Source organism: Celeribacter halophilus (assembly GCF_900114135.1).
Classification (GTDB): domain Bacteria; phylum Pseudomonadota; class Alphaproteobacteria; order Rhodobacterales; family Rhodobacteraceae; genus Celeribacter; species Celeribacter halophilus.
Window position 1 is genome coordinate 50,033 of the sequence record NZ_FORY01000009.1, and the last position, 25,464, is coordinate 75,496.

At 58.2% G+C, this 25,464-nt stretch carries 26 protein-coding genes and 1 tRNA gene; 19 read left to right on the plus strand and 8 right to left on the minus strand.

What is annotated here, in order from left to right; translation table 11 throughout:
* Window positions 1–94 precede the first annotated feature (94 nt).
* From BM152_RS10885 to BM152_RS10900, 4 genes are all read left to right on the plus strand, one after another.
* A complete protein-coding gene (locus BM152_RS10885; RefSeq protein ID WP_066601025.1) occupies window positions 95–781 on the plus strand; it encodes a uroporphyrinogen-III synthase in 687 nt (228 codons plus the stop codon).
* A gap of 113 nt (window positions 782–894) precedes the next feature.
* Window positions 895–2,100, plus strand: coding sequence for a COG4223 family protein (locus tag BM152_RS10890; protein ID WP_139222494.1), 1,206 nt, complete (start codon window positions 895–897; stop codon window positions 2,098–2,100).
* Window positions 2,101–2,114: 14 nt separating this feature from the next.
* Complete coding sequence (locus tag BM152_RS10895) at window positions 2,115–3,605, plus strand: heme biosynthesis protein HemY (protein WP_066601029.1); 1,491 nt, start codon at window positions 2,115–2,117, stop codon at window positions 3,603–3,605.
* Window positions 3,606–3,673: 68 nt separating this feature from the next.
* Window positions 3,674–3,749 (plus strand) — tRNA-Thr (locus tag BM152_RS10900).
* A gap of 104 nt (window positions 3,750–3,853) precedes the next feature.
* Here BM152_RS10900 and BM152_RS10905 read toward each other — a convergent pair.
* Window positions 3,854–4,627: a pyrroline-5-carboxylate reductase gene (locus BM152_RS10905; protein ID WP_066601031.1), complete on the minus strand. Its 774-nt coding sequence runs from the start codon at window positions 4,625–4,627 to the stop codon at window positions 3,854–3,856.
* A gap of 387 nt (window positions 4,628–5,014) precedes the next feature.
* Between BM152_RS10905 and uxuA the strand changes: the two genes are divergently transcribed.
* The 5 genes from uxuA (at window position 5,015) to BM152_RS10930 (ending at window position 10,186) form a co-directional block, all read left to right on the plus strand.
* Window positions 5,015–6,229, plus strand: a complete 1,215-nt coding sequence (gene uxuA, locus BM152_RS10910; RefSeq protein WP_066601033.1) for a mannonate dehydratase — start codon at window positions 5,015–5,017, stop codon at window positions 6,227–6,229.
* Between the two features lie 216 nt (window positions 6,230–6,445).
* The gene (locus BM152_RS10915; protein WP_082715303.1) at window positions 6,446–7,447 is read left to right on the plus strand and encodes a TRAP transporter substrate-binding protein; all 1,002 of its coding nucleotides are present in this window, start codon (window positions 6,446–6,448) and stop codon (window positions 7,445–7,447) included.
* Window positions 7,448–7,536: 89 nt separating this feature from the next.
* The gene (locus tag BM152_RS10920; RefSeq protein ID WP_066601035.1) at window positions 7,537–8,031 is read left to right on the plus strand and encodes a TRAP transporter small permease; all 495 of its coding nucleotides are present in this window, start codon (window positions 7,537–7,539) and stop codon (window positions 8,029–8,031) included.
* Complete coding sequence (locus BM152_RS10925; RefSeq protein WP_066601037.1) at window positions 8,028–9,335, plus strand: TRAP transporter large permease; 1,308 nt, start codon at window positions 8,028–8,030, stop codon at window positions 9,333–9,335. The genes BM152_RS10920 and BM152_RS10925 overlap by 4 nt, the downstream gene beginning before the upstream one ends.
* A 155-nt stretch (window positions 9,336–9,490) precedes the next feature.
* Window positions 9,491–10,186: a GntR family transcriptional regulator gene (locus BM152_RS10930; protein ID WP_066601039.1), complete on the plus strand. Its 696-nt coding sequence runs from the start codon at window positions 9,491–9,493 to the stop codon at window positions 10,184–10,186.
* Between the two features lie 75 nt (window positions 10,187–10,261).
* On the opposite strand, the gene BM152_RS10935 is transcribed toward BM152_RS10930, so the two are convergent.
* Window positions 10,262–11,263 carry a Gfo/Idh/MocA family protein gene (locus BM152_RS10935; protein ID WP_066601042.1) on the minus strand — a complete coding sequence of 334 codons (1,002 nt, stop codon included), beginning with the start codon at window positions 11,261–11,263 and terminating at the stop codon, window positions 10,262–10,264.
* Window positions 11,264–11,514: 251 nt separating this feature from the next.
* Here BM152_RS10935 and BM152_RS10940 point away from each other — a divergent pair, with 251 nt between their 5' ends.
* The 3 genes from BM152_RS10940 to BM152_RS10950 all read left to right on the plus strand — a co-directional run bounded on the left by BM152_RS10940 (window position 11,515) and on the right by BM152_RS10950 (window position 14,625).
* The gene (locus tag BM152_RS10940; protein ID WP_066601043.1) at window positions 11,515–12,519 is read left to right on the plus strand and encodes a Bug family tripartite tricarboxylate transporter substrate binding protein; all 1,005 of its coding nucleotides are present in this window, start codon (window positions 11,515–11,517) and stop codon (window positions 12,517–12,519) included.
* Between the two features lie 69 nt (window positions 12,520–12,588).
* A complete protein-coding gene (locus tag BM152_RS10945; RefSeq protein ID WP_066601045.1) occupies window positions 12,589–13,077 on the plus strand; it encodes a tripartite tricarboxylate transporter TctB family protein in 489 nt (162 codons plus the stop codon).
* On the plus strand, window positions 13,078–14,625 hold the full coding sequence (locus BM152_RS10950; protein WP_066601048.1) for a tripartite tricarboxylate transporter permease: 1,548 nt from the start codon (window positions 13,078–13,080) through the stop codon (window positions 14,623–14,625).
* Window positions 14,626–14,692: 67 nt separating this feature from the next.
* Here BM152_RS10950 and BM152_RS10955 read toward each other — a convergent pair whose 3' ends face one another.
* The 4 genes from BM152_RS10955 to BM152_RS10970 form a co-directional block, all read right to left on the minus strand.
* Window positions 14,693–15,472 (minus strand): iron ABC transporter ATP-binding protein, encoded by a 780-nt coding sequence (locus tag BM152_RS10955; RefSeq protein ID WP_066601052.1) that lies wholly within the window; start codon window positions 15,470–15,472, stop codon window positions 14,693–14,695.
* Window positions 15,469–16,395, minus strand: coding sequence for an iron chelate uptake ABC transporter family permease subunit (locus tag BM152_RS10960; protein WP_244524888.1), 927 nt, complete (start codon window positions 16,393–16,395; stop codon window positions 15,469–15,471). Before BM152_RS10960 ends, BM152_RS10955 begins: the two co-directional genes overlap by 4 nt.
* Before the next feature lie 61 nt (window positions 16,396–16,456).
* Window positions 16,457–17,428 (minus strand): ABC transporter permease, encoded by a 972-nt coding sequence (locus tag BM152_RS10965; RefSeq protein WP_066601058.1) that lies wholly within the window; start codon window positions 17,426–17,428, stop codon window positions 16,457–16,459.
* 6 nt (window positions 17,429–17,434) lie between these two features.
* Complete coding sequence (locus BM152_RS10970; protein ID WP_066601059.1) at window positions 17,435–18,337, minus strand: siderophore ABC transporter substrate-binding protein; 903 nt, start codon at window positions 18,335–18,337, stop codon at window positions 17,435–17,437.
* Between the two features lie 225 nt (window positions 18,338–18,562).
* On the opposite strand from BM152_RS10970, the gene BM152_RS10975 reads away from it, so the two are divergent.
* From BM152_RS10975 to BM152_RS11005, 7 genes are all read left to right on the plus strand, one after another.
* Entirely contained in the window at window positions 18,563–19,174 is a 612-nt protein-coding gene (locus BM152_RS10975; protein ID WP_066601237.1) for a ribonuclease D, read from the plus strand.
* A gap of 20 nt (window positions 19,175–19,194) precedes the next feature.
* On the plus strand, window positions 19,195–20,157 hold the full coding sequence (locus BM152_RS10980) for a KpsF/GutQ family sugar-phosphate isomerase (RefSeq protein ID WP_066601060.1): 963 nt from the start codon (window positions 19,195–19,197) through the stop codon (window positions 20,155–20,157).
* Window positions 20,158–20,199: 42 nt separating this feature from the next.
* Window positions 20,200–20,766: an LPS export ABC transporter periplasmic protein LptC gene (gene lptC / locus BM152_RS10985; protein ID WP_158527961.1), complete on the plus strand. Its 567-nt coding sequence runs from the start codon at window positions 20,200–20,202 to the stop codon at window positions 20,764–20,766.
* A gap of 17 nt (window positions 20,767–20,783) precedes the next feature.
* Window positions 20,784–21,296 (plus strand): lipopolysaccharide transport periplasmic protein LptA, encoded by a 513-nt coding sequence (gene lptA, locus BM152_RS10990; RefSeq protein ID WP_111481371.1) that lies wholly within the window; start codon window positions 20,784–20,786, stop codon window positions 21,294–21,296.
* The gene (gene lptB, locus BM152_RS10995; RefSeq protein ID WP_066601067.1) at window positions 21,296–22,027 is read left to right on the plus strand and encodes an LPS export ABC transporter ATP-binding protein; all 732 of its coding nucleotides are present in this window, start codon (window positions 21,296–21,298) and stop codon (window positions 22,025–22,027) included. Before lptA ends, lptB begins: the two co-directional genes overlap by 1 nt.
* A gap of 246 nt (window positions 22,028–22,273) precedes the next feature.
* Window positions 22,274–22,849, plus strand: coding sequence for a ribosome hibernation-promoting factor, HPF/YfiA family (gene hpf / locus BM152_RS11000; RefSeq protein WP_066601069.1), 576 nt, complete (start codon window positions 22,274–22,276; stop codon window positions 22,847–22,849).
* 43 nt (window positions 22,850–22,892) lie between these two features.
* Window positions 22,893–23,357, plus strand: a complete 465-nt coding sequence (locus BM152_RS11005; RefSeq protein ID WP_066601072.1) for a PTS sugar transporter subunit IIA — start codon at window positions 22,893–22,895, stop codon at window positions 23,355–23,357.
* A gap of 54 nt (window positions 23,358–23,411) precedes the next feature.
* Here the strand turns inward: BM152_RS11005 and aroC are convergent, their stop codons facing one another.
* Window positions 23,412–24,512 carry a chorismate synthase gene (gene aroC, locus BM152_RS11010; RefSeq protein ID WP_066601074.1) on the minus strand — a complete coding sequence of 367 codons (1,101 nt, stop codon included), beginning with the start codon at window positions 24,510–24,512 and terminating at the stop codon, window positions 23,412–23,414.
* A gap of 108 nt (window positions 24,513–24,620) precedes the next feature.
* Window positions 24,621–25,388 (minus strand): DeoR/GlpR family DNA-binding transcription regulator, encoded by a 768-nt coding sequence (locus tag BM152_RS11015; protein WP_066601076.1) that lies wholly within the window; start codon window positions 25,386–25,388, stop codon window positions 24,621–24,623.
* Window positions 25,389–25,464: the final 76 nt, after the last annotated feature.

The window sequence follows — 25,464 nt, forward strand, 5'->3', positions numbered from 1 at the left end:
ACGGTTATTCGATGACCGGTCATCAGCAGACGTTGTTCAACCTGTGTCTGGGAGGTATCATTCTAACAAGAGCCAGACAATCCCGAGACCGCTATTGCCCCCAACCGTTCTGATCACGCGCCCGAAAGATGATGCGCAGCGCCTTTCACAGGAACTGGAGCGGTGTGTTCCCGATCTGCACGTCCTGATCGCTCCAGTGATGCAAATTTGCGCGCTGCCGTTTGACGTGCCGGATATGTCGTTCGACTATCTCTTGCTGACCTCACGTCACGCGGTCCCTGCCGGAGATGCTTTTCTTGGTTTGCCGGTTTACTGCGTGGGCGAAGCCACGCGTGCGGCGGCTCAGGCGCGTGGGCATAGGGTCTGTGCGGTCTATCCCAATGCGGAGGCGTTGGTCGCTGATTTGGCGCAGCACAAGGGAAAACGCGCATTGCATCTTCATGGCCGACATACGCGCGGCAATGTCTCTGATCGCTTGAGTTCGGCTGGATTAGAGACAAAATCATGCGTGACCTATGAGCAGGTGCCACGGAGATGGAGCGAGGCAGAACGGCAGGATATTCATGCGCAGTCGCACCTCCTCTTGCCGCTCTACTCTCCGAGATCCGCCAGACTTGCGGCGGAAAAGCTGCAGGGCTTCGCGGGGGATGTGTCGCTGATCGGTCTGTCGCAAGCCTGTCTGGATGGCTGGTCGGGTATTACGCCTGTTAGCGGCATCTGCCTTGAACGTCCTGACGGGCAGGCTATGGTGCGGGCCATTGCGTCGCATCTGGCAAGATAGCCGCTTGAGGGGGAAGGTCACAGGGACTAGGCTTCTGCTGTGATTGTGCAAATGGGTTTTGGATTCGAAAGGTAGGTCTCGTGTCAGGTGACAAGAAAACTTCTCAGGACGCTGTGAGTGTTGAAACGGAAAACACGCAGGCCCAGGATGTTGCAGCCGAAGAAGAAGCAGTGACACCGGAGCCTGACCTGACTTCACCCGAAGCGACAGAAGAAACCGCCGAGACGCCAGAGGTGTCCGACGATGAAACCCCGAGTGACGAGACGGACGCGGATGACAGTGATGCGCCAGAGTCGGAAGAGGCAGAGGCCGAAGCGGCAGAAGAAGCTGTAGAACCTGCCGCGCCGGAAACCTCCGAAACACAGCCTGCGACACAAGTGGTCAAACGCGGCGGCTTTATCCCGATGGTTCTGGGCGGTGTGGTGTGTGCCGCGCTGGGATATGCAGGTGCGCAATTCCTGAAGCCTGAGGGTTGGCCGTTTCCGGGCGCGAACACGCAGGAACTGGAGCAACAGATCACCGCGCTTGAGGGGCAGCTTGCCGAGATCAAGTCCGTTACAGAAGGCAGTGCCGCCGCGCAAACCGCCGCTCTGGGCGATCTTCGGAGCGAGTTTGAGACCAAGTTTGCCACACGCGATGACATTGCGAAGCTGGACGAAATTGCAGAACAACTCGCGGGTTTTGAGGCCCGCATGACCGAAATCGAGGCCCGCCCTGTCGCCGAGGCGATTGTGTCGCCCGAAGCCACCGCCGCATATGAACGCCAACTGGCGCAAATGCAGGACTTGCTGGATAGCGAGATCGCACGGCTGGAAGAATCCAAAGAACAAGCCGTTGCGGAAGAAACCGCCGCACGCATTGCGACTGCGAAATCACGCCTCCAGACGCGTGTTGATGCGGGTGAACCTTTCGACAGTGTGCTGTCCGAATTCGGGGATGACATTCCCGAGGCGTTGAAACTTGCCGCCGAAGGAGGAATCCCGAGCGTTTCCGCCCTTCAGGAGAGCTATTCGGACGCGGCGCGTGCGGCTTTGGTCGCATCTTCGCGGGCCGCGTATGAAGCCGGTGAACAGAACTGGTTCCAGACCGCCTTGCAAACCCAGATCGGCTTGAGGTCTACCACGCCGAAAGAGGGGGATGACGCGGATGCCGTTCTGTCACGCGCCGAACAATCCGTGCGCGACGGTCTCTTTGCCGAGGCGATTGCCACGCTCGATCTCTTGCCGGTCGCAGGCAAGGCCGAGATGCAGGACTGGATCGCACAGGCGCAGAAACGGGTAGATGTGATGATCGCCCTTGATGAATTTCTTGGTCGATAAGGAAGGCGAAAAATATGCTTTGGTCTCTCGTAAAAATTGTTGTTTTCGTCGTTCTTGTCGCAGCACTGGCCTATGGCGGCACGGTGTTGATGGAAACCCAAGGCGGCGCACAGATCGCTTTTGGGAATTATGAAATCACCCTGACGCCATTCAAAGCGGTGCTGGCGCTGGTCGCATTGATCGTTGCGATTTATGTGGCGCTGAAACTCTTGGGCCTGCTGGTCGCTCTGGTCAAATTCCTGCTGGGCGACGAGACAGCCATCTCGCGCTATTTCGACCGCAACCGTGAGAAAAAGGGCATCGAAGCTGTCACCGACGGCATGATGGCCTTGGCCACGGGGGACGGGCGTCTGGCCTTGTCGAAAGCGGCCAAGGCGGAAAAATATCTCCAGAAGCCGGAGTTGACCAACCTTCTCAAGGCGCAGGCCGCCGTGATGAATGGGGACAAACGCACCGCAGAACGCGCCTTCAAGCAACTCGTCGCGGACGAGCGCACCCGTTTCGTCGGCGTTCAGGGTATCATGAAGCAAAAGCTCGACGAGGGCGACACGACAACGGCGCTCAAACTGGCGGAGAAAGCCTTTGCGCTGAAGCCGAAACATGTTGAGACACAGGACATTCTTTTGCGGCTTCAGGCCGAAAAAGGCGACTGGTCCGCCGCGCGTTCGACCCTTTCGGCCAAGCTGAAACACGGTGCCATTCCGCGCGATGTGCACAAACGCCGCGACGCGGTTCTGGCCCTGTCTCAAGCCAAAGGTGTCTTCGAAGAGGGCGCTTCTATCGAAGCACGCGAAGCTGCGATCGAGGCCAACAAGAAGTCTCCCGATCTCATCCCTGCGGCGGTTATGGCCTGCGACGAATATGTGGCCGAAGGTAAGAAACGTCAGGCGACACGCGTCATCAAAAAGGCATGGGAAGCGCAACCGCATCCCGATCTCGCCGCCGCTTTTGCGCGAATCGAGCCGGATGAAACGCCCGCGCAACGGATCAAACGCTTCATGGCCCTGACCAAGGTGCATCCCGAAAATCCGGAAAGCAAAATGCTTCAGGCGGAACTCTATATCGCCGCCGAGGACTTCCCTGCCGCACGCCGCGCCTTGGGCGATTTGGCCGAAATGAATCCGACTGCACGAAGCCTCACCATCCTCGCGGCCATCGAGCGCGGGGAAGGGGCCGAAGATGTCGTCGTGCGTGGCTGGCTAACCCGCGCCCTGACCGCACCGCGCGGCCCGCAATGGGTCTGCGACAATTGCCAGACAATCCACTCGGAATGGGCCCCTGTCTGTGACCAGTGCGGCGGGTTCGACACCCTGAGCTGGCGCAAGCCGACTCACTCCGAAGTGGCCATGCCATCCGGCACCGAAATGCTCCCGATGATCGTCGGCGCAATGCCGGAACCGGTGGAAACTGACGAGGCGGAAGAGGTCGAAGACGCGGAAAATGCTCCGACTTTGGTCGACGTGACGCCCTTTGACGAAGAGGAAAATGCAAAGGGTGCAAATTAGGGCTACACACTCTTTGCAGAGGGTGCTAAAGACCCGCTCACGCCGGAAGCGAGGCTTTCGGCAAGAGTGCCGGTGTAGCTCAGCTGGTAGAGCACGTCATTCGTAATGATGGGGTCGTAGGTTCGAGTCCTATCACCGGCACCACTTCTTCCCCCCCCTTTAGACCAAATCCTACCACGCATAACGCTGTCGCAGGTTTGTCTGCGGCGAGCACATAAGTGATCGGGCCCGCCGCCAAACGCTAAAAGTTAACTGCGTGCTTTGGTTATGCGGTCGGCTACGGTGTTCATGGCGTCGTTCAGCGCATCTTTCCCGCCAGAGCCGCAAAAGACGCGGAACATCTGTTCGTTGAGACCGCCGGGGGTGGAGTGTTCCGAGCGCAGGACGGAAAAGCTGTCTTCGCTCTGTTCTGCGGTGCGCGAGAGTGCGGCAAAGAGGCTGGCGATGAAGCGGCGGGCTTCCTGACGGTCGCCGCCTTGATCCTTGATCCATTCCGCGATGAGTTCCTGAATGCCGAAATACAGCCCCATGCTTGATCCGGGAACCGTGTAGGCGTCGAACTCGCGCAGGGATTTTGTCACGATGGCACCGCCCAGCGCGTTGAAGATCGTTTCCACGCGCTCGGACGGGCCGGATAGCACGGTGATGCCGTTCAACTCGACGACCGGCGGCAAGGGCACGGCGCGGGTGATGCGGGCCACTTCGCCACCCCAAGCGGTGATCTTTTCGACAGGGATCGTGGCGATGAGGCTACAGACTTCCTGATCGGCGCGGAATGACAGCGGGGTGGTGACTTCTTCTGCAATCTGCGGCAGGACGGCGAGGAAGAGCAGGTCGCTTTGGTTAACGATGTCCTGATTGTCCTCACAGACGCTCACACATCCATAACGCGCCGCAAGATCGGACGAGGTTTTCCGGCTTCGTGCAGAGACAATGATCTCATCAATATCAAGGCCGGCTCTCATCATGCCGGTAATCACCGCTTCGGAGATGGTGCCCGTGCCGATAAATCCGATTTTCATTGTGTCTCTCCATCCTGTTCATTTCTCTTTGGCTAACTGAATGCAGGCACAAAGGCCAGTTGTCACAAGGTCATAAGCCGGTTCCCTGTCAGGGCCGGATGAAAGAGCCGCGCACCGGTTGAGGGGATACGTCAAAGGCGCTTGCGACCTTCGTTTTCGAAAACCTTTGTTCGAGCACGAGTGATCCGCGAATGATTTGGTCGCGGATGCGCGCGCAAACCTGCAAGGAGACAGCCCCCTCTGTCATGGACGAAATCGGAGTGAGCGGCCTCAATCCATGTCCTTTCGCATGGAAATTTGAAATCTGGAATACTTGCATACCAGTTGAAAAGTTGCAAACTGTGAAAAACATCGACTGACAACGCGAAAGCAGGGGAGGGGACATAGATGCGGCAAACGTGGCGCTGGTTCGGGCCAGAGGATCCGATCAAGGTTGATGATATCCGTCAGGCCGGTGTCGAGGGTATCGTCTCCGCCCTGCATCACATCCCGCCCGGAGAGATCTGGACGCCGGAGGCAATCGCCCGCCGTCAGGACGAAGTGGGCCTTATGCAGGATGGCACGCCTTCGGGTTTGGCATGGGTGGTGGTTGAAAGCCTGCCCGTTTCCGAAGACATCAAGCGCCAGAGCGGCGGTTGGAAAGAGCACATAACAAACTACAAAGAAAGCCTGCGAAATCTGGCTGAGGCAGGTATCGAGGTGGTGTGCTACAATTTCATGCCGCTGATCGACTGGACGCGCACCGATCTAGCGCATCGCCTGCCGAATGGTGCGACCTGTATGCGGTTTGATCTCTATGATTTTGCCGCCTTTGACATTCACATTCTGCAACGCCCCGGTGCGGCGGAAAGTTTCACTGAGGAGGTTGTGGAAGAGGCCGCTCGCCGCCACGCGGCCATGACGCCTGCCCATTGTGAGGCATTGGCCCGCAACATTGTCAGTGGCCTGCCCGGTGCCGCCGAACACTTGACCCTTGACGAATTTCGTGCACGGCTTGCTGTCTATGACAATATCGCGCCCGATCGTCTGCGCCGCAATTTGACAGACTTCCTGACCGAGGTTGTCCCTGTCGCTCAAGACCTCGGACTGCGTCTGTGCTGTCATCCTGACGACCCGCCGTTCCCGCTTCTGGGCCTGCCGCGCATCATGTCGACAGAGGCTGACTATCGCGCCCTTGTCGAGGCGGTGGACCTGCCTGCGAATGGGATCACCCTATGCTCCGGCTCGCTCGGTGCGCGGTTGGACAATGACCTGACGGGAATGATGGAGCGGCTTGGAGATCGTGTGCATTTCCTGCATTTGCGCAATGTTCGGGTCGAAGGCGAGGCAGAGGTGAACAGTTTCCACGAGGCCGAACACCTTGGCGGTGGCACGGATATGGTGGGTTTGGTCGCCGCCGTGCTGCTCGAGGAACGCAAGCGCCGTGCGGCGGGGCGGGCGGATTGCTCCATCCCGTTCCGGCCCGATCACGGCCAGAATATTCTCGACGACCTGACCCGCCAGACCCAGCCGGGCTACCCCGCAATCGGGCGGCTTAAAGGTCTGGCCGAGCTGCGCGGCATAATCGCGGCCCTGAGACATAGCGAAGAAGGGTTAGTTTGATGCCCTCGCTGCGTCTTGATTGCCCGATCCGGTGATTGGCGCATTGTCGGAGTGAGCGCGAGTCTCAGATTGCGACAAGTATGCAAATGTAAAAAAGGGAAAATTAAAACTGGTAGACTAGTATTCTTTTATATTAGGGTGACCTGTGAGGGGGCCGTAAATGTCGCGGAGGAACGGCAAGCGGCTCTTTGTGAGATTTTCAAAGGGAGGAAAACCATGAAATTCAAGATACCTACACGCGCCACAGCCAAGGCTGTCGGACTTGCCGCCACTTTGACGGTGGGAATGCTCGGAGCAGCATCCGCAGAAGTCACTCTGCGCGGGGCCAGCATGTTTGACGAGGAACATGCCTACACCAAGACACTGCGCGAATTCGAGCGGCTGGTTTCGGAAAGCTATGACGGTGATATCGAGTTCGAGATGCACCTGAACGGCGAGTTGGGCGATGAAAGCGATTTCGTGACCTTCCTTCAACAGGGAGTTGCGGTGGATTATGCGGTGATGGCACCGGCAAATATGGCCGTGTTTTCTCCGTCTATTCCTCTGATGGATATGCCGTTTTTGTTCCGTGATCTCGAACACTGGAACGCGGTGCTGTCCTCAGATGTGTTGTCCCCACTTGAAGACGAGCTTTACGAGAAGGCCGACATCAAGGTGATCGGTTATGCGGGCGGTGGCACGCGGAACCTTGTGTCGGATGGTGCCATTGCCAATATGGACGATCTGTCCGGCCACAAGATGCGTGTGATGGGTGCTCCTATTCAGGCGAAAATCTTTTCGGCGCTGGGCGCGGCCCCGTCGGCTATTGCCTATAATGAGGTCTATAACGCCATCCAGACCGGCGTGATTGCTGGGTTCGAGAACGAAGCGGCCTCTATCCAGAATCTCAAGTTCTATGAAGTCGCCCCGAACGTCACCCTGACAAAGCACACGATCACGGTGCGTCCGGTGGTGATGAGCGGCAAGACTTTCCGCAAACTGCCGGAAGACCTGCAACAGGTGGTGCTTGATGCCGGCGCCAAAGCCGGTGCCTTCGGTCGTGATCTCGAAAGCCGCGAGGATGGCGAGAAACTGCAACAGATGATTGACGCCGGTCAGATCACGGTGAGCGAGTTCGAGGGCCGTGACCAGATGCTCGAAATCGTCCAACCCGTGCAGGACGCCTACGCCGCGGAGCTTGGAGCGAACGAGCTGCTGGCTGCGATCCGCAGCAAATAAGGCGCATATCTGAAATGCCGGGAGTATCGCTCCCGGCATTTTCGTTTTGTCCTTCGCGCTTTCTCGCGCAGAAAGAATAGGCACAACACATGATTGGTAAATTTCTCGAACAGTTCTGCCGTGGCCTGAGGGTCGTGATCGCACTCCTCACTATGGCGCTGGCCATTCCGGTCGCCGCACAGGTTCTCGCCCGCTACACCGGTGTCATTCCGGTCTATTTGTGGACCGAAGAACTGGCGACCTTCATCTTTGTCTGGGTCGTGATGATAGGGTCCATGATCGCCGTCTGGGACGGCACCCATTTCGCGGTGCTGGTGCTTCCTGACGCAACCTCGCCCCTCGGCACGCTGATCCAGAACGGCTTTGTCCTCGTCCTGTTGATCGCCTTCGGCATCATGTTTGCATGGTATGGCGTTGCCTATGCCAAATTCGGCGCACTCCAGCATTCGGTGATGATGAACGCCAATATGTTCGTCACCCATGTGTCGGTCCCCATCGCGGGCGCTGTCTGGGCCATCTTTGCAAGCTATCGCCTGACGCAGGTGATTGCCAATTTCCGCAACGCAAGGAGCGCCGCAGTATGATCGTTTCAACCGGAATGGCCTGCGCGGTTCTCGTGGGTTGCTTTCTTCTCCTTGTCATGCTGCGCGTGCCCGTTGCCTTTGCGCTCGGCCTCGCCACCGTGCCCGTCGTGGTGCTGGACCTGCGGCTGACCCCTTTCATCCTGCTGGACCGCATGTTCCAGTCCTATAATTCCTTCATCCTTCTGGCCGTGCCGTTCTTCCTGCTGGCCGCCAACCTGATGAATTCCGGCAAGATCACCGACAAGCTCATCAATCTGGCCCGTGTGCTCACCGGCTGGATGCCGGGTGGTCTGGGTCATGTGAATGTCATGGTCTCCATGCTGTTTGCGGGGATTTCCGGCTCCTCCACCGCAGATGCGGCGGGCTGTGGCAAAATCCTCATTCCCGCGATGAAACGCGAGGGTTTCGATCTGCGCTTCGCCGTTGCGATTACCGCCTGTTCCTCTGTCATGGGGGTGATTATCCCGCCGAGTATCCTGATGGTGGTCTGGGGTGGTGTCATGCAAATCTCCGTTGGCGGGCTGTTCCTTGCCGGTGCCATTCCGGGGCTGATGATCGGCGGCGCATTGCTCGCAACCGTCTATGGCTATGCCAAGGTCTACGGCTACCCGATTAGCGACCGCCCGACACTGGCCAGCTTCTGGACCGCGTTGCGTGGCGCGATCCTTGCGCTGCTCACCCCTGTTTTCGTGGTCGGCGGCATCATCGGCGGCATCGTGACCCCGACCGAAAGCGCCATCATCGCCGCGTTCTATTCCATGATCCTCGGCCTGTTCGTCTACCGCACGGTCAGCTTCCGGCAGTTGGGCGAAATCTTCTATGACACCGGACGTTTCGCTTCCATCTCGCTGTTCGCCATCGGCACGGCAACGGCCTTCGGTTGGCTACTGGCCTTTTACAAAGTGCCAACCCTGATTGTGGGATGGATGACCATGCTCGACGCAGGGCCTTTCGGCACAGGGCTTGTCATCGCCTTGCTCTTCTTGCTCTTCGGGCTGTTCATCGACGCGATCCCGACGATCATCATTCTTGGCACGGTCCTGATGCCTGTGGCCGCAAGCGCCGGAATCCATCCGGTCACCTTCGCAATCATCGGCATTATCTCTCTGGCCTTCGGGTTGGTGACACCGCCTTACGGGCTTTGTCTTCTGATCTCGGCGGCCATCGGGGAGATCAACGTGGTCAAAGTGCTGCGTGATGTTGTGATCATCCTGTTCCCGATGCTCATCATCCTCTTGCTGGTGATCCTGTTTCCCGAACTTGCCCTGTGGTTGCCGCGTAAACTGATGCCCGGAGCTGTCTGACCGGCGTCTTGACGGAGCACGCGGGCGGTTGCAAAGCGCGACCGCCCGAAACTGCATAGGCCGCATGAGCAAATGCGTGTGTCAGGCGGGGTCAAGGAACTGGAACTTACGGCACTCTACCCCTATTGTGCGCGAAGCAACAAAGAGCGAGACGAATGGCAGATCTGAATACAAACTGGGACCGTCGCACCGGCGTAGATGTGGTAACAGATCACCTCTACGAGGAAATCATTTCGCTTAAACTGCTGCCCGGCACGAAAATATCCGAAGCGGAAATCGCCGCGCGGTTCGGGGTGTCGCGACAGCCTGTGCGTGATGCCTTCACCCGTTTGGCCAATATGGATCTTCTGGTTATTCGTCCGCAGAAGGCGACAGAGATCAAACGCTTCTCCACGCGCTCGATTGAAAAGTCCCGCTTTATCCGCGCCGCCGTGGAGGCGGAAGTGCTGCGCCGTGCTGCGGCTCGTTGTGATGCCGAAGATGCGGCTGCGCTTGAGGCCGCGCTGGCCGAACAACGTGCGGCGCTGGAGAATTGCGACTACGATTCCTTCGCCTCGATGGATTACAACTTTCACAAATTGCTCTGCGACATCAGCGGTGCCGACTTTGCCTTCGATGTCATTCGTGCGGAGAAATCCAAGGTCGACAGGCTTTGCATGCTCGGTCTTGAAAAAGAAAACCGGATGCCGCTTTTGATCGAGGATCACGAGACCATTGCCCGCCATGTCATTGCGGGCGAGCCGGAGGAAGCGGTCGCCGCCGGAAAGCTCCATTTGTCGCGGCTCGATTCGACGATCGAACGGATCAGGGAGCAGAACGCAGCCTATTTCGAGAGTGACAGCCGCCGCTGAGCGGGTTTTGTCTCTCGTGAGAGGTAGCACCCGCCCGCAGGCGAAGTCCGGCGATTTGTGCCTGATTGGCGCGTGTCAGATTTCGACACCTGCGGCGCGATAGATGCTTTCCATCAGGCGCAGGGTTTTCAGGTTGTCCAGACGGTCAGTCTGGAACGCGCGCCCCGTGCGCAGCCCTTCGGTGAAATCCGTGACCGCCCCTGTGAAACAGGCCTGATAATTGGCCGTGAGATCATGCAGAGACACGTTGTCCGGCTCCGAGAGCCGTGTGATCCGGTCTTTGTCATAGATCACCGTGTCGGTGTCTCCGAGCAGTTCCAGTCGATCTGTCGGCAGCGGCGGATGGCCGGGTGCGGCGATGTCCGCGTCGATGACCACAAGGGCGCCGTTTTCGGTTTTAAGCTGGATTAGAGCCACATCTTCCCCTTTGAGATCGGAGTTCATCCGGTCGAGAGTCGCATTGATAACAGTCATTTCGCCCAGAATTGCGCGCAGCGCGTCGAGGTGGTGGATCAGCACTTCAAACACCAACAGGCGGCGGAAGTCGGCGAGGTAGGGTTGGCGGTTGAGCAGGAAGGGCACCTTGCCCGGATAGTCCAGAACCGCAGAGGCGCGCACTGTGAGACGCGCATGGCGCAGGCGGCCAACCTCTCCGGCCCGCATCCGTTGGGCCAGTTCGGCGTAATGCGGGCGGAATCGGTAGTTTTCATGAATCATGAAGCGCACCCGTTCACCCACATCTTTGATCAGGGATTCGGCTTCGGCCACGGTGGGAGTCATGGGTTTCTGACACATCACATGCACACCATGATCCGCCGCAAGACGCACCAGCGGGGCATGGCTGTTGACGGGGGTGATGATGTCCACCGCATCGGGCTGCACCGCTTCCAGCATCTGCCCCATGTCGGAGAACACCTGCGGAATCCCGAAGGCATCCGCCTGCTCCTGCGCCTTTTCACCATCAGGATCGCAAATCGCCACCAGTTCGACACCGTTTTGCGCCTGCCATCCTTTCAGATGGAACTGGCTGATCGCCCCTGCACCTGCCACGGCGACCTTTAGCGTTTCGTAAGCCATCCCTGATTGTCTCCTGAGAAATTTCCTTGCGCCCAACTAGGATACTAGTATTGACAAATCAAGTCCACCAGTTACAAATTCAGACAAATATCACGCGGCGGATCGAAAACCGGATGTGTGATATGATGACGGTTGTGCCCGGAGGAGGAGCTTTGGGCCCAACATTCTACAAAGGTCGAATCGAACGGGTGAGACCCAAACGGTGAGACCTTGCGGCCCCTTGTGGGGTTTCAGTTCATTGGGAGGACTACATGACTAATTCTTACAAAACCTCGCGTCGCGGATTCATGAAAGGGGCTGCAACGGTCTCTGCTCTGGCTCTGATGGCCGGTCCCGGCTGGGCGGCGGATTATCCGACGCGTCCGGTGACGATGATTGTGCCTTGGGGCGCTGGCGGCGGCACGGATGCGACAGGACGCATGATCTCAGCCCTGCTGGAACGCCGCCTCGGCCAGCCCTTCAACGTGGTCAACCGCACCGGCGGCGCGGGCGTCATCGGCCATTCGGCCATCGCCACCGCACCCAACGACGGTTACACCCTCGGCGTGGTCACGGTGGAAATCGCCATGATGCACCACCTCGGCCTGACCGAGCTGACCTATGAAGATTACACCCCGCTCGGCCTGATGAACGCGGACAGCCCCGCGATCACCGTCTCCGCCAAGAGCGACTATAAAGACATCGAGAGCCTCACCGAAGCCGTGGTCAATTCCGAGCCGGGCGCCTTCAAAGCCTCCGGCACATCGCAAGGCGGCATCTGGCATCTGGCTCTGGTCGGCTGGCTCAAGTCTCTGGGTCTCGAAGGCAACCACGTCACATGGGTGCCCTCCGAAGGTTCCGCCCCAGCGATGCAGGATCTCATTGCCGGTGGTGTCGATATTGTCACCGTTTCTCTGGCCGAAACCAAAGCGATGGTGGATGCGGGTCGTGCCCTTAACATCGCGCTGATGGGCTCCGAACGGGCGTCCAGCCACCCTGATGTGCCGACGCTCATCGAAACCGGTGCCGCCGATTTCGCGCTGGCAACATGGCGCGGTATCTGTGGCCCGAAAGACATGCCGCAAGAGGCCGCCGACAAGGTCGCAGCCGCACTGGCCGAGATCGCGGTCGAGCCGGAGTTTATCGAGTTCATGAACGGTCGCGGGTTCAACATCTCCTATCTCGATCCGGCCGCACATGGTCAGATGATGGCAGAGGCCGACGCGCAGATGGGCGAGACAATGGCCGCGGCCGGTCTCATTCAGAAACCCATGTAATCGACGAAATCCAAAAGACCGTGCGACCGGATCACCAAGGTCCGGTCGCCCTTTCGATGCGAGGGTGCCATGAAACTTACCGACGCCTTATTGGGTGGATTTTTCATCTTGTTCGGAGGCGTGATGCTATGGATGGTATCGCAATTCCCCAGTTTTCAGGGCCAGCCCTACGGGGCCTCCTTTCTGCCCTCGATTCTGGCCGTAGGCTTCATGCTCGCGGGCGGGCTTTTGGTGCTGCGTGATGTCAGGGTGCGACGCCTTCCCGCGCCAAACGGGGTCAGTCGGCCCGTCTTTGCCTTTGTGTCTGATCTGAAAAACGGCGGCACTCCCGCTCTTTTGGCTGTTCTCGGCAATATCCTCGCACAGATTTTTCTGGCTCCGAGCATCGGGTATCTACCCGTCTCCCTTGTCGGGCTTTGTGTGCTCTTTCTCCTGCTGCGTTTGTCATTCGTGAAATCATTCATTCTCGCGCTTGGCGTCACTCTGGTCTGTTGGTGGCTCTTCGTCGGCCTGTTGCGTGTGCCTTTGCCGCGCGGATTTCTTGAGGGGGTTCTCTAAATGGGCAGTTTTGACATTATTCTTCAGGCGCTGGATCTGGTGCTCACCCCCGAAGTGCTTTTGACCGCGCTTCTGGCCGGTGCATTCGGCCTGTTTGTCGGAGCCATGCCGGGTCTGACCGCCACGATGGCAACCGCGCTTCTGGTGCCGCTGACCTTTTTCATGGACCCGATTCCGGCTCTGGCCGCTATTGTGGCCGCAAGTGGCATGGCGATTTTTGCCGGAGATATTCCCGGTGCCTTGCTGCGTATTCCGGGCACACCCGCCTCCGCCGCCTATGTCGAGGACAGCTACCGGCTGACCATGCGCGGGCGGATGAACGAGGCGCTGGGCGTCAATCTGATTGTGTCCTGCATCGGCGGGCTGATCGGCATTGCCGTGTTGGTCATCGCCGCACCGATGCTGGCAGAGTTTGCCCTGCGGTTCACTTCTTATGAATATTTCTGGCTGGCGACGATGGGTCTGTCCTGTGCCATTTTCGTAGCATCAAGCGACCCTTTGAAAGCGGCGATTGCGCTTTTGTTGGGGCTTGCTCTGGCTACGGTCGGTCTTGACCCGACAACCGGTGTGCCGCGTTTCACCTTTGGCCAGACGAACCTGCTGGCGGGTATCGAGTTCATTCCGGCGATGATCGGTCTTTTCGCATTGGCTGAGGTCATGCGCGGGATGATCCGTCTGCATGGCGGCACAGCGCCGATCAACATGCCGAAGAATCCCGGCCCGCTGTTCAAAGGGGTTGGCGGCATTATCCGGCGTCACCCGACCAATGTGGTGCGCGGCTCTCTCATGGGGGTGCTGATTGGTGCGTTGCCCGGTGCAGGGGCCGATATCGCCGCATGGATGTCCTATGCGGTGTCCAAGAAGTTTTCCAAGACGCCCGAGAAATACGGCACCGGCCATGTCGAGGGGTTGGTGGATGCTTCCGCAGGGAACAATGCCGCGATTGGCGGATCGTGGATTCCCGCGCTGGTGTTCGGGATACCCGGCGACAGCGTGACCGCCATCGTCATCGGTGTGCTGTATATGAAGGGCATGAATCCCGGTCCGACCGTGTTCCTGCAAAACCCGCAGCTGATTTACGCCGTGTTCATCATCTTTGTGCTGACCACGCTGATGATGGTGCCGCTGGGTTGGGGCGCGGTGAAGCTCGCCAAACAGGCGCTGCGCGTGCCGTCTCGGGTGTTGTTGCCGATCATCATGAGCCTGTGCATCGTCGGGGCCTTTGCCATGACCAATTCTGTTTTCGGCATTGTCATCATGCTTGGGATGGGTGTGACGGGCTGGATACTCGAAGAGAACGGCGTGCCGGTGGCTCCGATCATTTTGGGTCTCGTGCTCGGTCCGATGTTCGAGCGCATGTTCATGACTTCGATGATCAAGTCGAACGGTGATCTTCTGGCGTTCTTCGAACGTCCCATTGCCGCCGGTTTGGGGATTTGTGTGCTGCTGATCTGGACGGTTTCGATCGTCAAGGCTCTGCGCAAGCGTCGCGCTCCGGTGGCTGTTGTGGCGGAGCTGGAGGCGGAGGACACCTCGCCACCGGCCTGACTTTTGCCCGACAGAGGTCCGACAAAAGTCCGACGTTTTGCCGACGGGCTTTTGCGGCGCTGTTCGCTCACGTCCCCGTCTGTGGGGGCGGGGCGATCTGGTGGAGTGCCAGCGGGTGGCCGCCCACGGTTTCCACGACAATATCGAGGTCGAAGACTTCGCCCAGTTTGGGGCGGGTGACGATCTCGGCAGGAGTGCCAAGCGAGTGGACCCGCCCGTCTTTGAGCGCCACGATCAGGTCCGCATATGCGGCGGCAAAGTTGATGTCATGCACGACGATGACAAAGCTTTTGCCCTGTGAGGCCGCCGCTTTCAGGCGTTCCATCATCTCGCGGGCGTGTTTCATGTCGAGATTGTTAAGTGGTTCATCCAAAAGGACATAATCCGTGTCCTGCGCCAGAACCATCGCCACATAGGCGCGTTGACGCTGACCGCCGGACAGTTCGTCAAGGAAGCGGTCGCGCAGCTGTGTCAGTCCCATCATCTCAAGCGCATGATCGACCAGCGCATGATCTTCCGGCGCGGGGCGGCCCTTGTGATGTGGATAGCGGCCAAAGCCCACGAGGTCGGCCACGGTCAGCCGCGCGGCGACGGAATTGTCCTGACGCAGGATCGACAGTTTGCGCGCGAGGGTATCCGTAGGCGTCGTTGTGACATCCGCCCCGTCCACCGTGATCACCCCGCTTTGCAGCCGAACCAACCGCGCAATCAACGACAAAAGCGTAGATTTCCCCGCCCCGTTCGGCCCGATTAGAGCCGTGATTCCGCCGCGCGGAATCGTTAAGGATACATCGCTCAGGATCGGAGCTCCGTCGATGTTATGGCTCACATTCGAGATTTCGATCATCGTCTGACCCCTTTGAGCAGAAGGTAGAGAAAGGTGATGCCTCCGAGCGCGTCGATCACCACCGACAACGTGCCTTGCAGCCCCAGCACATGCTCATAAATGGCCTGCCCGCCCACCAGCGTGACTATGGCAACGAGGGAGCTGGCAAGGAGGGTTGGCGCGAAACGTGCGCCGGGCAAAAGGCGATAGGCCAGATGCACGACCAGCAGACCAAAAAAGGTTACAGGCCCGACAAGAGCGGTGGAGACCGACACAAGCAAGCCGATGATGGCAAAGGCGCTGAGCATCACGCGCCGGTAGTGCAGGCCCAAGCCAATCGCGGTTTCGCGCCCCAGAGCCAGCACGTCGAACTGGTGCCGCATGTGCCAGAGCACCGGCAGGGTGAGCGCGGTGAGTGCAATCGCGACCCACAACAGATCGATGTTCACGGAATTGAACCGCGCAAACATCGCGCCTTGCACGACAACAAATTCATTGGGGTCGATCATGCGCGCGATGAAATTCGAGAGGCTACGGAACAACGTGCCAAAGATGATCCCGACCAGCACCAGCAGATGCAAATCGCGGGATTTCGCCGTGAAAAGCCAGAGAAAAAGACCGGTTGAGAAGGCCATCATGACAAAGGTCTCGGCGGCGAATTTGGTCATCGGATCGATATCCAGCATCGCCATAGAGCCCAGCCCAAACACCAGAAGGGTCTGGATCATCATATAGAGCGCGTCAAAGCCCATGATGGCAGGGGTCAGAATCTGGTTTCGCGTGGCGGCGTGAAAAAGCTGCGTCGAGGCGGCGATGGCAAAGGCCACAAGGATCAGCCCGGCGAGCTTGCCTGCCCGAAAGCTCAGGGCAAATTCCCAAGCCCCTGAGGGCACGCCCAGCGTGAGAAACAGCCCGACCGCGAAAACGGCGAGCAGAGCCAGCAAGGTCAGACGCTTTGTCTGTTGAGACAAACGCGGTTTGGGCACGGTTGTATGGGGGAGGGCGCTATCGGACGGCATGGCTTTGACGTCCGAGCAGAAGGTAGAGGAAGACAGCGGCCCCGACGACGCCAAAAATTGTGCCAATCGGGATTTCATACGGCTGGCGGATCACCCGACCGATAATGTCGCACAACAAAAGCGCCCCTGCACCAAGGCTGGCGGCCCACGGCACGGCGGCGCGCAGGTTGTCCCCCATGATGCGGCTGACGATATTGGGCACGATCAGGCCCAAAAACGGGATCGCGCCGACTGTGACGACGACAACGGCGGTGGTGACAGATACGATGATCAGCCCGATCCACATCACCGTGCGGTGGTCAAGACCAAGCGTGATCGACACGTCACGCCCCATACCCATGATCGAAAACTGATCCGCATAAAGATACCCGATCAGAGCCAGAATGCCTGTGATCCACAAAAGCTCGTAACGCCCTCGTAGAACGCCGGAAAATTCTCCAGTGGTCCAAATGCCGAGATATTGTAAAAGATCCGCCTGATAAGCGAAAAAAGTCGCCACCGCGCCGATCACCCCGCCCAACATCAATCCGACCAAGGGTACGAGAAGAGGTTCATGCGGCGGCAGGCGATCAAGGATGCGCAGGAACAAAAGCGTGCCCGCAATCGCACAGAGCGCGGCGATGGACATTTTGGCCAGCAAGGGCGCTGCGGGGAAAAATGCAATGGCGATCAAAAGGCCGAGCCCCGCGCTTTCGGCGGTGCCTGCCGTGGCGGGTTCGACGAATTTGTTGCGCGTGAGCATCTGAAAGATCAGACCCGAGATGGCCATAGAGACGCCGGTCAGAATGATGGCCAGCGTGCGCGGGATGCGGCTGGCCAGCAAAATAAGCGTATCATCGCCCTCACCACGGATGACCGCGCCGAGGTTCATGTCGGAGGCTCCGATCATGAGGCTCAGCGCCGCCATTATGACAAGGCTCGTCAAGGCGAGCAGCATATGCAGTGCGGGCGATTTCATGCGCGTTTACTTCGTGTCCTTGAAGGCTTCGATGAACTGGTCCACCGTGTCCTGAAGCGAGCGCACCCCTGTGGTGGCAATGTAGAAATCGGCGGGATGCACATAGATCACCTGACCTTTTCGCATCGCGGTGGTTTCAGCGACCAGTTCGTTGTCGAGGGTCTCATCGGCTTTCGGCCCATCTGCATTGACCGCACGAGTCCGGTCGAAGACGATCAGCCAGTCGGGGTTCACGTCATGCAGGAATTCGAAGCTGACAGCCTCACCGTGGGTTTGAGCCTCCACATCTTCCAGAAGCGGCTCGACGCCGAGCGTGTCATGGACCCAGCCAAAGCGCGAACCGGGCCCGAAGACCGAAATTTTCGGCCCGTTGGTCATCACGACGAGACCCTTGCCCGCGTCCTTGGTCAGACCGCGCAGCTCCTCCAATGAACTGTGCAGGTGATCGACGAGCGCATTGGCCTTGTCTTCTTTGCCAAATAGGGCACCCAATTCCAGAGTCTGGGTCTTCACAACGGCTTCAATATCCTCGGAGAACGGGCTGAAGTCGACAGTGGGGGCAATTTTGGAGAGCGGTTCAATCTGGTCGCGGGTGCGTGTCCCTGTGATGATCAGGTCGGGCTTGAGCGCAAAAATCTGTTCGAAATCCGGCTCGAACAAAGATCCGACAGTCGTGCGCGACCCGTCATAAAGCCCTTCGAGAGCCGGAACGCGGTTGGGGGCGGGGAGGCCCGCAACATCAACTCCTAGAGCGGTCAGCGTATCAAGCGCGCCCACATCAAAGGTGACGATTGTTTCGGGAGTGCCTTCAACCGTGACAGGGCCGGAGATGGTGGTGATTTCGGTGGCCGCCGCCGCCGTGCATAGGGTCGTGGCGAGGGCTGCGCCTCTGACAAAATGAGCAAACATGACGATCTCTTTCGCTATTGTGAGGCCGGCTGTCTGGCGGCGGCTGGACGCGCGGTCATATCGGGCGTGTTGATAGCAAGTGTTTTAACTGACAAAAAGCATAAAGTTTTGCCTCGTGTTCACTAAACTGCGCGCGGGCGTGGAAAACAGCCAGCTCTCTTGCCCCTTCTGGGCCAAAGCCTTAAGACCCTGTTTCAATGCATTTGACAGAGCAAGGGCATGATGATGGCGAATTTTCTCTATAAAAACGATCTTCCGGACGATCTCGACCTCGGGCCGGTCGTTGCCATTGATTGCGAAACCATGGGGTTGAACCCGCATCGGGACCGTCTTTGCCTTGTTCAAATGTCCGGCGGCGACGGGAGTGCGCATCTGGTCCAGGTCGAACGTGGACAGACAGAAGCGCCCAACCTGTGCAAAATGCTTGCCGATCCCGATGTCTTGAAATTGTTCCATTTCGGGCGGTTCGACATTGCGGCGATGTATCATGCATTCGGCACCTTGGCCGAGCCCGTGTATTGCACCAAGATCGCGTCGAAACTCGTGCGCACCTTCACCGACCGGCACGGGTTGAAAAACCTGCTGGATCAGTTGTTGAAGGTGGATATTTCCAAGTATCAGCAAATGAGCGATTGGGGTGCGCGGGATCTCACCAAAGCGCAACTCGACTACGCGGCGTCCGATGTTCTCTACCTGCACCGGCTGCGGGACAAGCTGAACGAGATGCTGGTCCGTGAAGGTCGTATGGAGATCGCGCAATCCTGCTTCGATTTCCTGCCGACCCGTGCCAAGCTGGATCTCGAAGGCTGGCCCGACACTGACATTTTCGCCCATTGAGGCCCTTTAAGGATCGAAACATGACCAAATCCGACGCATTTCTGTCCACGGCGAAACGGGTGATTGCCCAAGAAGCCGAAGCTCTGGGCCTTTTGTCCGACAGTCTTGGTGAGGAATTCACCAAAGCCATCGAGACCGTCCTTTCAGCGAAGGGCCGCACCATTGTCACAGGTATGGGCAAATCCGGCCATATCGCGCGCAAGATTGCCGCCACTCTGGCATCCACCGGAACGCCTGCGTATTTCGTGCATCCGGCAGAGGCGAGCCACGGGGATCTGGGCATGATCGGTGATGGCGACATCTGTCTTGTTCTGTCCAACTCCGGTGAAACCCCGGAACTGGCCGATCTCATTGCCTATACGCGGCGGTTCAAAATCCCGATGATCGGTGTGGCGTCCAACCCTGACAGCACGCTGATCCGCGCCTGTGATGTGGCTCTTATTCTGCCCAAAGCGCCCGAAGCCTGTGGTCATGGCATTGTGCCGACCACGTCGACCACCATGACGCTGGCGCTGGGCGATGCTTTGGCGATTGCTCTGATGGAACACCGTGCCTTCACCGCTGATCATTTCCGCGTGCTGCATCCGGGCGGCAAACTCGGGTCGCGGCTTACAAAAGTGCGTGACCTTATGCACAGCGATATGCCCTTGGTGCCCACCGACACGCCGATGCGGGAGGCTCTATCGGTCGTGTCCGCGAAAGGTTTCGGTGTCGTCGGTGTTGTCGATGCCGAAGGTCATCTGCGCGGGATTATTACAGATGGTGACTTGCGTCGCCATATCGACGGGTTGTTGGAAAAGGCAGCGGGCGACATCATGACCGCCGATCCGCTGACCATTTCACCCGATGCACTGGCCGAAAAAGCCGTTGCGCGCATGGATGAACGCGCCATCACCTGTCTGTTTGTGCGGGATCCTGCCGAAGACGGGCGGCCTTGCGGAATTTTGAAAATTCAGGACTGCCTTCGCGCTGGTGTCGTGTAAGACGTCCTTATGGCGCGGTTCGATAACAGGTATTCTAAATTTGTGGCATTTGCCAAAATTGCCCTGCCTTTGGGCAGTCTTGCGATTCTGGCCACGCTTTTCCTGTTCGCACGCGGGCGCGAAGTCGATCTCTCCATTCCCTATGCGGATGTCGACATTGAAACGCTGGCCCGCGAACAACGTGTCGAGGGGCCGGCCTTTGCCACGGTCACGCAAGATGGCGCCGAGCTTGAAATCTCTGCCGATCTGGTGCGTCCCGATCTTTCCGCGGAAGATGTGGCCAACTCAACTACGGTTCGCGGCGCACTCAGACTGCCCGGAAATGGGTCCGTGACGCTCAAGGCCGACGATGGGGTCATTGATGGATCCAGTCAGGTTGCCGAGCTGTCCGGCCATGTCGAGATCGAAACCTCAACCGGTTACACGATCACCTCGGAGCGGATCGCCACGATGCTGGATATCTCGAAAATCGAAAGCCCCGGAACCGTTGATGCGATTGGTCCCGCGGGCGATTTGACGGCGGGTTCCATGGTTATTTCACAAGATGCCGAGACAGAAGCCTACCTTCTGGTTTTCAAGGACGGTGTAAAGCTGGTATATCAGCCCTGACTTTCGAGGACTTTGCCGTGACAATCATTCGTACCATGTCTTTCACAGCCGCGCTGGTTTGCACGCTTGGCCTTTATAGCCTGCCTGCGCAGGCCCAAGGCACGCAGATTGCGTTCGGCGGCCTCAAACATGACAGTAGCCTGCCGATCGAGGTGACGTCTGACCAGCTCAGCGTGGATCAGGGCACCGGAAAAGCATTGTTTTCCGGCAATGTCATCATCGGACAGGGGGCTATGCGGCTTTCGGCGCAGACGGTTGAAGTGGTCTATGCCAGCGAGAGCAGCGAGAGCAGCGAGATTGCGCGTCTTTTGGCCTCTGGTGGCGTCACGATCACCAATGCGGGTGAGGCGGCGGAGGCCCAGCGTGCGGAATATGATCTCGAATCAGGCACAGTGGTGCTCACGGGCAACGTGCTTTTGACGCAGGAAAATAGCGCTCTGTCCGGCGAGCGCATGGTGATTGATCTCAACACCGGCACAGGGCGGATGGATGGACGTGTGAAAACGATCCTGCAATCCGGAAAAGACTGATGGGCGACACCTCGGGGCTCAAGGTCCGTAATCTTCGCAAAGGCTATCGCAAGCGCACCGTGATCCGGGATGTTTCTCTCGATCTGGAGCGCGGCGAAGTGGTGGCTTTGCTTGGCCCCAACGGCTCCGGCAAGACGACGTGTTTTTATTCTATCGCGGGTCTCGTCATGCCGGAGGGCGGCGAGGTGATCGTGGACGGGCGCGATATTACGCTCTTGCCTATGTATCGCCGCGCGAAACTCGGGGTCGGCTATCTGCCACAGGAGGCCTCCGTGTTTCGGGGCCTTTGTGTTGAGGACAACATCCTTGCCATTCTCGAAGTCTCCGAAAGTGATCCGCTTTTGCGGCGCGAGAAGCTGGAAGACCTCCTTTCCGAATTTTCCATTTCCCATCTGCGCCGCGCACCGGCTTTGTCGCTGTCTGGCGGTGAGCGCCGGCGAGTCGAAATCGCGCGTTGTCTGGCGTCAGACCCGTCCTATGTGCTGCTCGACGAGCCTTTCGCAGGCGTTGACCCCATCGCTGTGGCGGAAATTCGCGGGCTTGTCTCCACCCTCAAGACCCGCGGTATCGGTGTTTTGATTACGGATCATAATGTGCAGGAAACATTGGGAATTATCGACCGCGCCTATATTTTGCATGACGGGCACGTTCTTATGTCCGGCAGCAAGGAAGACATTGTTGCCGATGAAACTGTGCGGCGCGTTTACCTTGGTGACAATTTCCGGATTTAACGGCGGGTTTTGATTGACATTCCCCCGGATTCTGACGCCAAATAGAGTAGATGTATGACGTAAGAATGACACTCTGCGCCACGACCAGTAGACGTCACAAGGCGCCGGAAAAGCACCCCGACAAGCTGTCTGGGCACTCTCTCAAGCGTTTGCATCGTCATCCCGCTTCAAACAAAACCCCAAGACCACTCTTGAACGCCGGAGGAGGCGTCGGAAGACGGGTCTGAACAAAGAAGGAGGTATCATATGCGGTACCAAATCAGCGGAAAACAAATCGACATCGGTAGTGCGCTTCAAACGCATGTAAAAACCGAGCTTGGCGCCGTGCTGGAAAAATATGCACAACGTCCGACGGATGCGAATGTCGTTTTTTCCAAGAGTGGGGCGGAATACAGCTGTGAGGCTGTGGTTCATTTGTCGACCGGTCTGACAGCACAAGCCAGTGCGCGTGCGCATGAAATCTACGCCGCCTTTGATGCCTGCGCCGAGAAAATGGACAAACAACTGCGTCGCTACAAGCGCCGGTTGAAAGACCACCACAAGGAGCGCTCGGAGCCTGTTGAACTCTTCGGCGGTTCCCAGTATATCCTCGCCGCATCGGAGCATGAAGACGAGCAAGAGCCCGAAAGCTTGCAGCCGATGATCATTGCCGAGATGGAGGCATCGATTCCGACCCTTACGGTAGGGGAAGCTGTAATGCAGATGGAACTTGCCGAAGCTCCGGTCCTTGTGTTCCGCAAGGAAGGAAAAACTGGAGTGAACGTGGTCTACCGCCGCCCTGACGGGAACATCGGCTGGATTGACCCTAACGACGCGACTTAATGAAACCGACCCGCCTCGACGGGTCGAGGCGGGTAGTTTTTAGATGGATATCTCGAAGATTTTGGATCCACAGGCCGTTAAGGTTGTGGGCAAAATGACCAGCAAGAAGCGCTTGTTTCAAGATCTGGGAGAGATTGCAGCAAGCGCCTATGATTTGTCTTTGAACGAGACGGTCGATGCGCTTCAGGAACGAGAAAGCCTTGGCCCGACTGGTGTGGGCCATGGCGTTGCTCTGCCTCATGCGCGGATCGAGGGGCTGGATTCTGTCGTCGGTGCGTTCCTGCGGCTTGAAAGCCCTATGGATTTTGATGCTGTAGACCGTCAGCCCGTTGATTTGGTTTTTGCATTGTTTGCTCCGGCTGAATCCGGTGTCGATCACCTCAAAGCCTTGGCTCTCGTGTCCCGCACTATGCGCGACGCTGACATTTGCGCGAAGCTGCGAGCCAATAGTGAGGCGGCCACACTCCACGCAATTCTGACAGAAGGTCCGGCCACGAAAGCGGCCTGACATGATCCGGCGTGTTTCGCGAAAGGGTTTGAATTAACGCCTTTCGCGATCTTCTTAGCCGATGTGACCACGCGGACCGTCGCCGACTTGCCCGCGATGCAGCAGAAGGTGGTCGAGGATGACACAGGCCATCATTGCTTCGCCCACGGGAACCGCACGGATACCGACGCAGGGATCATGACGTCCCTTGGTGATCAAGTCGGTTTCTTTGCCGGACTTCGTGACGGTCTTACGCGGGGTCAGGATTGAAGAGGTCGGCTTGACCGCAAACCGCACCACCACGTCCTGTCCCGTAGAAATCCCGCCAAGAATACCGCCCGCGTGATTGGAACCGAACTCGGGACCATCCGGCCCCATGCGCATCTCGTCCGCGTTTTTCTCGCCGGTTAGGCAAGCGGCATTCATGCCCTCGCCAATTTCCACAGCTTTGACAGCATTAATAGACATCATCGCCGCAGCCAGATCTGTGTCCAGCTTGGCGTAAATCGGTGCGCCAAGCCCGGCAGGTGCGCCTTTTGCGACCACTTCAATCACAGCGCCGACCGAGGAGCCGTTTTTGCGAATGGCGCTCAGATAATCTGCCCAGGTCTCAGCGGTTTTCGCGGAGGGCACCCAGAACGGATTGTTGTCGATTTCGCTCATGTCACGGGGGCCCTCGATCCCGTGCGGGCCGATCTGCGTCATATAGCCTTTGATCTCCAGATCAGGTGCCAATTCGGCCAGAACGGCTCTCGCGATACCGCCAGCGGCCACGCGCGCCGCCGTTTCCCGCGCCGAGGAACGCCCGCCGCCACGGTAGTCCCGAATGCCGTATTTCTGGAAATAGGTGATGTCGGCATGTCCGGGCCGAAAGGCCTGTGCAATCTCGCCGTAGTCTTTCGAACGCTGGTCCGTGTTGCGGATCATAAGCTGGATCGGTGTGCCGGTGGTCTTGCCCTCGAAGACACCGGAGAGGATTTCCACCTGATCCGGCTCCTGACGCTGGGTGGTGAACTTCGACGTGCCGGGTTTGCGCTTGTCGAGCCAGACCTGAAGCATCTCTTCATTGATCTCGATTCCCGGAGGGCAGCCATCAACCGTGGCCCCCAATGCGGGCCCGTGGCTTTCGCCCCAAGTGGTGAAGCGGAAAAGATGTCCGAATGTATTCATGCTCATGGGCGGCTCCTCACGTTACATGTGCTTTATCCGATGTCACATCGTTGGGCAATCAATGTGCGCAAGGATGGAGGGAAGAAGCTGCTTTGCGACAGGCATGAGGAAGGCTTACACCTTGATAATTCGGCAACCGGATTGATCGCAGGCGCGCAACACATCATCTGGTAAATGCGCGCCGGTGACGACCATGTCATAATCGCGCAGATGCGCGTGGTGGCAGGCCAGATCGAGACCGAACTTTTCGGAATCCATGACCAGAATCATTGTGTTCGCGCAACCTGAGATGGCCTTTCGCGTGGAAATCTCCTCGGAGTTATAATCCATCACCGCACCGCTCTCCGACAGGCCGCCGCAACTGAAAATCGCATAATCCACGCGATATTTCGCAAAGAACTCTAACGCCGCAACGCCGATCATATCCAGATCCCGCATACGCACAGCTCCGCCCGCCATCTCGACGACGACCCTTGGTGCGTTTTGCAGGGCGCAGACGGCGTGGATGCTGTTGGTCACAACGAACAGGTCTTCGTGAGAGGCCAGCAGACGTGCGCAATGTTCGACCGTGGTGCCGGTGCCGAGGGCAATGCGCGCGCCATTCGGGATCAGGTTTTTCACTGTCAATGCGATCCGCTGTTTTTCTTGCCGCGATATGCTTTCGCGGGGCAGGTATCCGATATTCTCGCTTTGCTGCCTCAACCGCGCCGAGCCATTCCGCCGCTGCACGAGCGCGGCCGCATCCAGATCGCGCAAATCGGTGCGGATCGTCTGAACCGACACGGCAAGGCGTTCGGACAGTTCCGCAGCCGACAGCTCACCGTTCTCCGACAAGAGCGTAATGATGCGGTCGCGCCGCTCTGTCATATCCAGCCGCTTCATGACTTTCCTTCGAAAACAAACTGTGCTTGCAGGGATGGTAGAAAGGAAACAAATCCCGCGCAATATCATTAAAAAA

Coding starts and splice junctions, on each gene's coding strand:
- BM152_RS10895 (WP_066601029.1), top strand. CDS start 2,115: ATGCTTTGGTCTCTCGTAAAAATTGTTGTTTTCGTCGTTCTTGTCGCA.
- BM152_RS10905 (WP_066601031.1), bottom strand. CDS start 4,627: ATGAAAATCGGATTTATCGGCACGGGCACCATCTCCGAAGCGGTGATT.
- uxuA (WP_066601033.1), top strand. CDS start 5,015: ATGCGGCAAACGTGGCGCTGGTTCGGGCCAGAGGATCCGATCAAGGTT.
- BM152_RS10915 (WP_082715303.1), top strand. CDS start 6,446: ATGAAATTCAAGATACCTACACGCGCCACAGCCAAGGCTGTCGGACTT.
- BM152_RS10920 (WP_066601035.1), top strand. CDS start 7,537: ATGATTGGTAAATTTCTCGAACAGTTCTGCCGTGGCCTGAGGGTCGTG.
- BM152_RS10925 (WP_066601037.1), top strand. CDS start 8,028: ATGATCGTTTCAACCGGAATGGCCTGCGCGGTTCTCGTGGGTTGCTTT.
- BM152_RS10930 (WP_066601039.1), top strand. CDS start 9,491: ATGGCAGATCTGAATACAAACTGGGACCGTCGCACCGGCGTAGATGTG.
- BM152_RS10935 (WP_066601042.1), bottom strand. CDS start 11,263: ATGGCTTACGAAACGCTAAAGGTCGCCGTGGCAGGTGCAGGGGCGATC.
- BM152_RS10940 (WP_066601043.1), top strand. CDS start 11,515: ATGACTAATTCTTACAAAACCTCGCGTCGCGGATTCATGAAAGGGGCT.
- BM152_RS10945 (WP_066601045.1), top strand. CDS start 12,589: ATGAAACTTACCGACGCCTTATTGGGTGGATTTTTCATCTTGTTCGGA.
- BM152_RS10950 (WP_066601048.1), top strand. CDS start 13,078: ATGGGCAGTTTTGACATTATTCTTCAGGCGCTGGATCTGGTGCTCACC.
- BM152_RS10955 (WP_066601052.1), bottom strand. CDS start 15,472: ATGATCGAAATCTCGAATGTGAGCCATAACATCGACGGAGCTCCGATC.
- BM152_RS10965 (WP_066601058.1), bottom strand. CDS start 17,428: ATGAAATCGCCCGCACTGCATATGCTGCTCGCCTTGACGAGCCTTGTC.
- BM152_RS10970 (WP_066601059.1), bottom strand. CDS start 18,337: ATGTTTGCTCATTTTGTCAGAGGCGCAGCCCTCGCCACGACCCTATGC.
- BM152_RS10975 (WP_066601237.1), top strand. CDS start 18,563: ATGGCGAATTTTCTCTATAAAAACGATCTTCCGGACGATCTCGACCTC.
- BM152_RS10980 (WP_066601060.1), top strand. CDS start 19,195: ATGACCAAATCCGACGCATTTCTGTCCACGGCGAAACGGGTGATTGCC.
- lptB (WP_066601067.1), top strand. CDS start 21,296: ATGGGCGACACCTCGGGGCTCAAGGTCCGTAATCTTCGCAAAGGCTAT.
- hpf (WP_066601069.1), top strand. CDS start 22,274: ATGCGGTACCAAATCAGCGGAAAACAAATCGACATCGGTAGTGCGCTT.
- BM152_RS11005 (WP_066601072.1), top strand. CDS start 22,893: ATGGATATCTCGAAGATTTTGGATCCACAGGCCGTTAAGGTTGTGGGC.
- aroC (WP_066601074.1), bottom strand. CDS start 24,512: ATGAGCATGAATACATTCGGACATCTTTTCCGCTTCACCACTTGGGGC.
- BM152_RS11015 (WP_066601076.1), bottom strand. CDS start 25,388: ATGAAGCGGCTGGATATGACAGAGCGGCGCGACCGCATCATTACGCTC.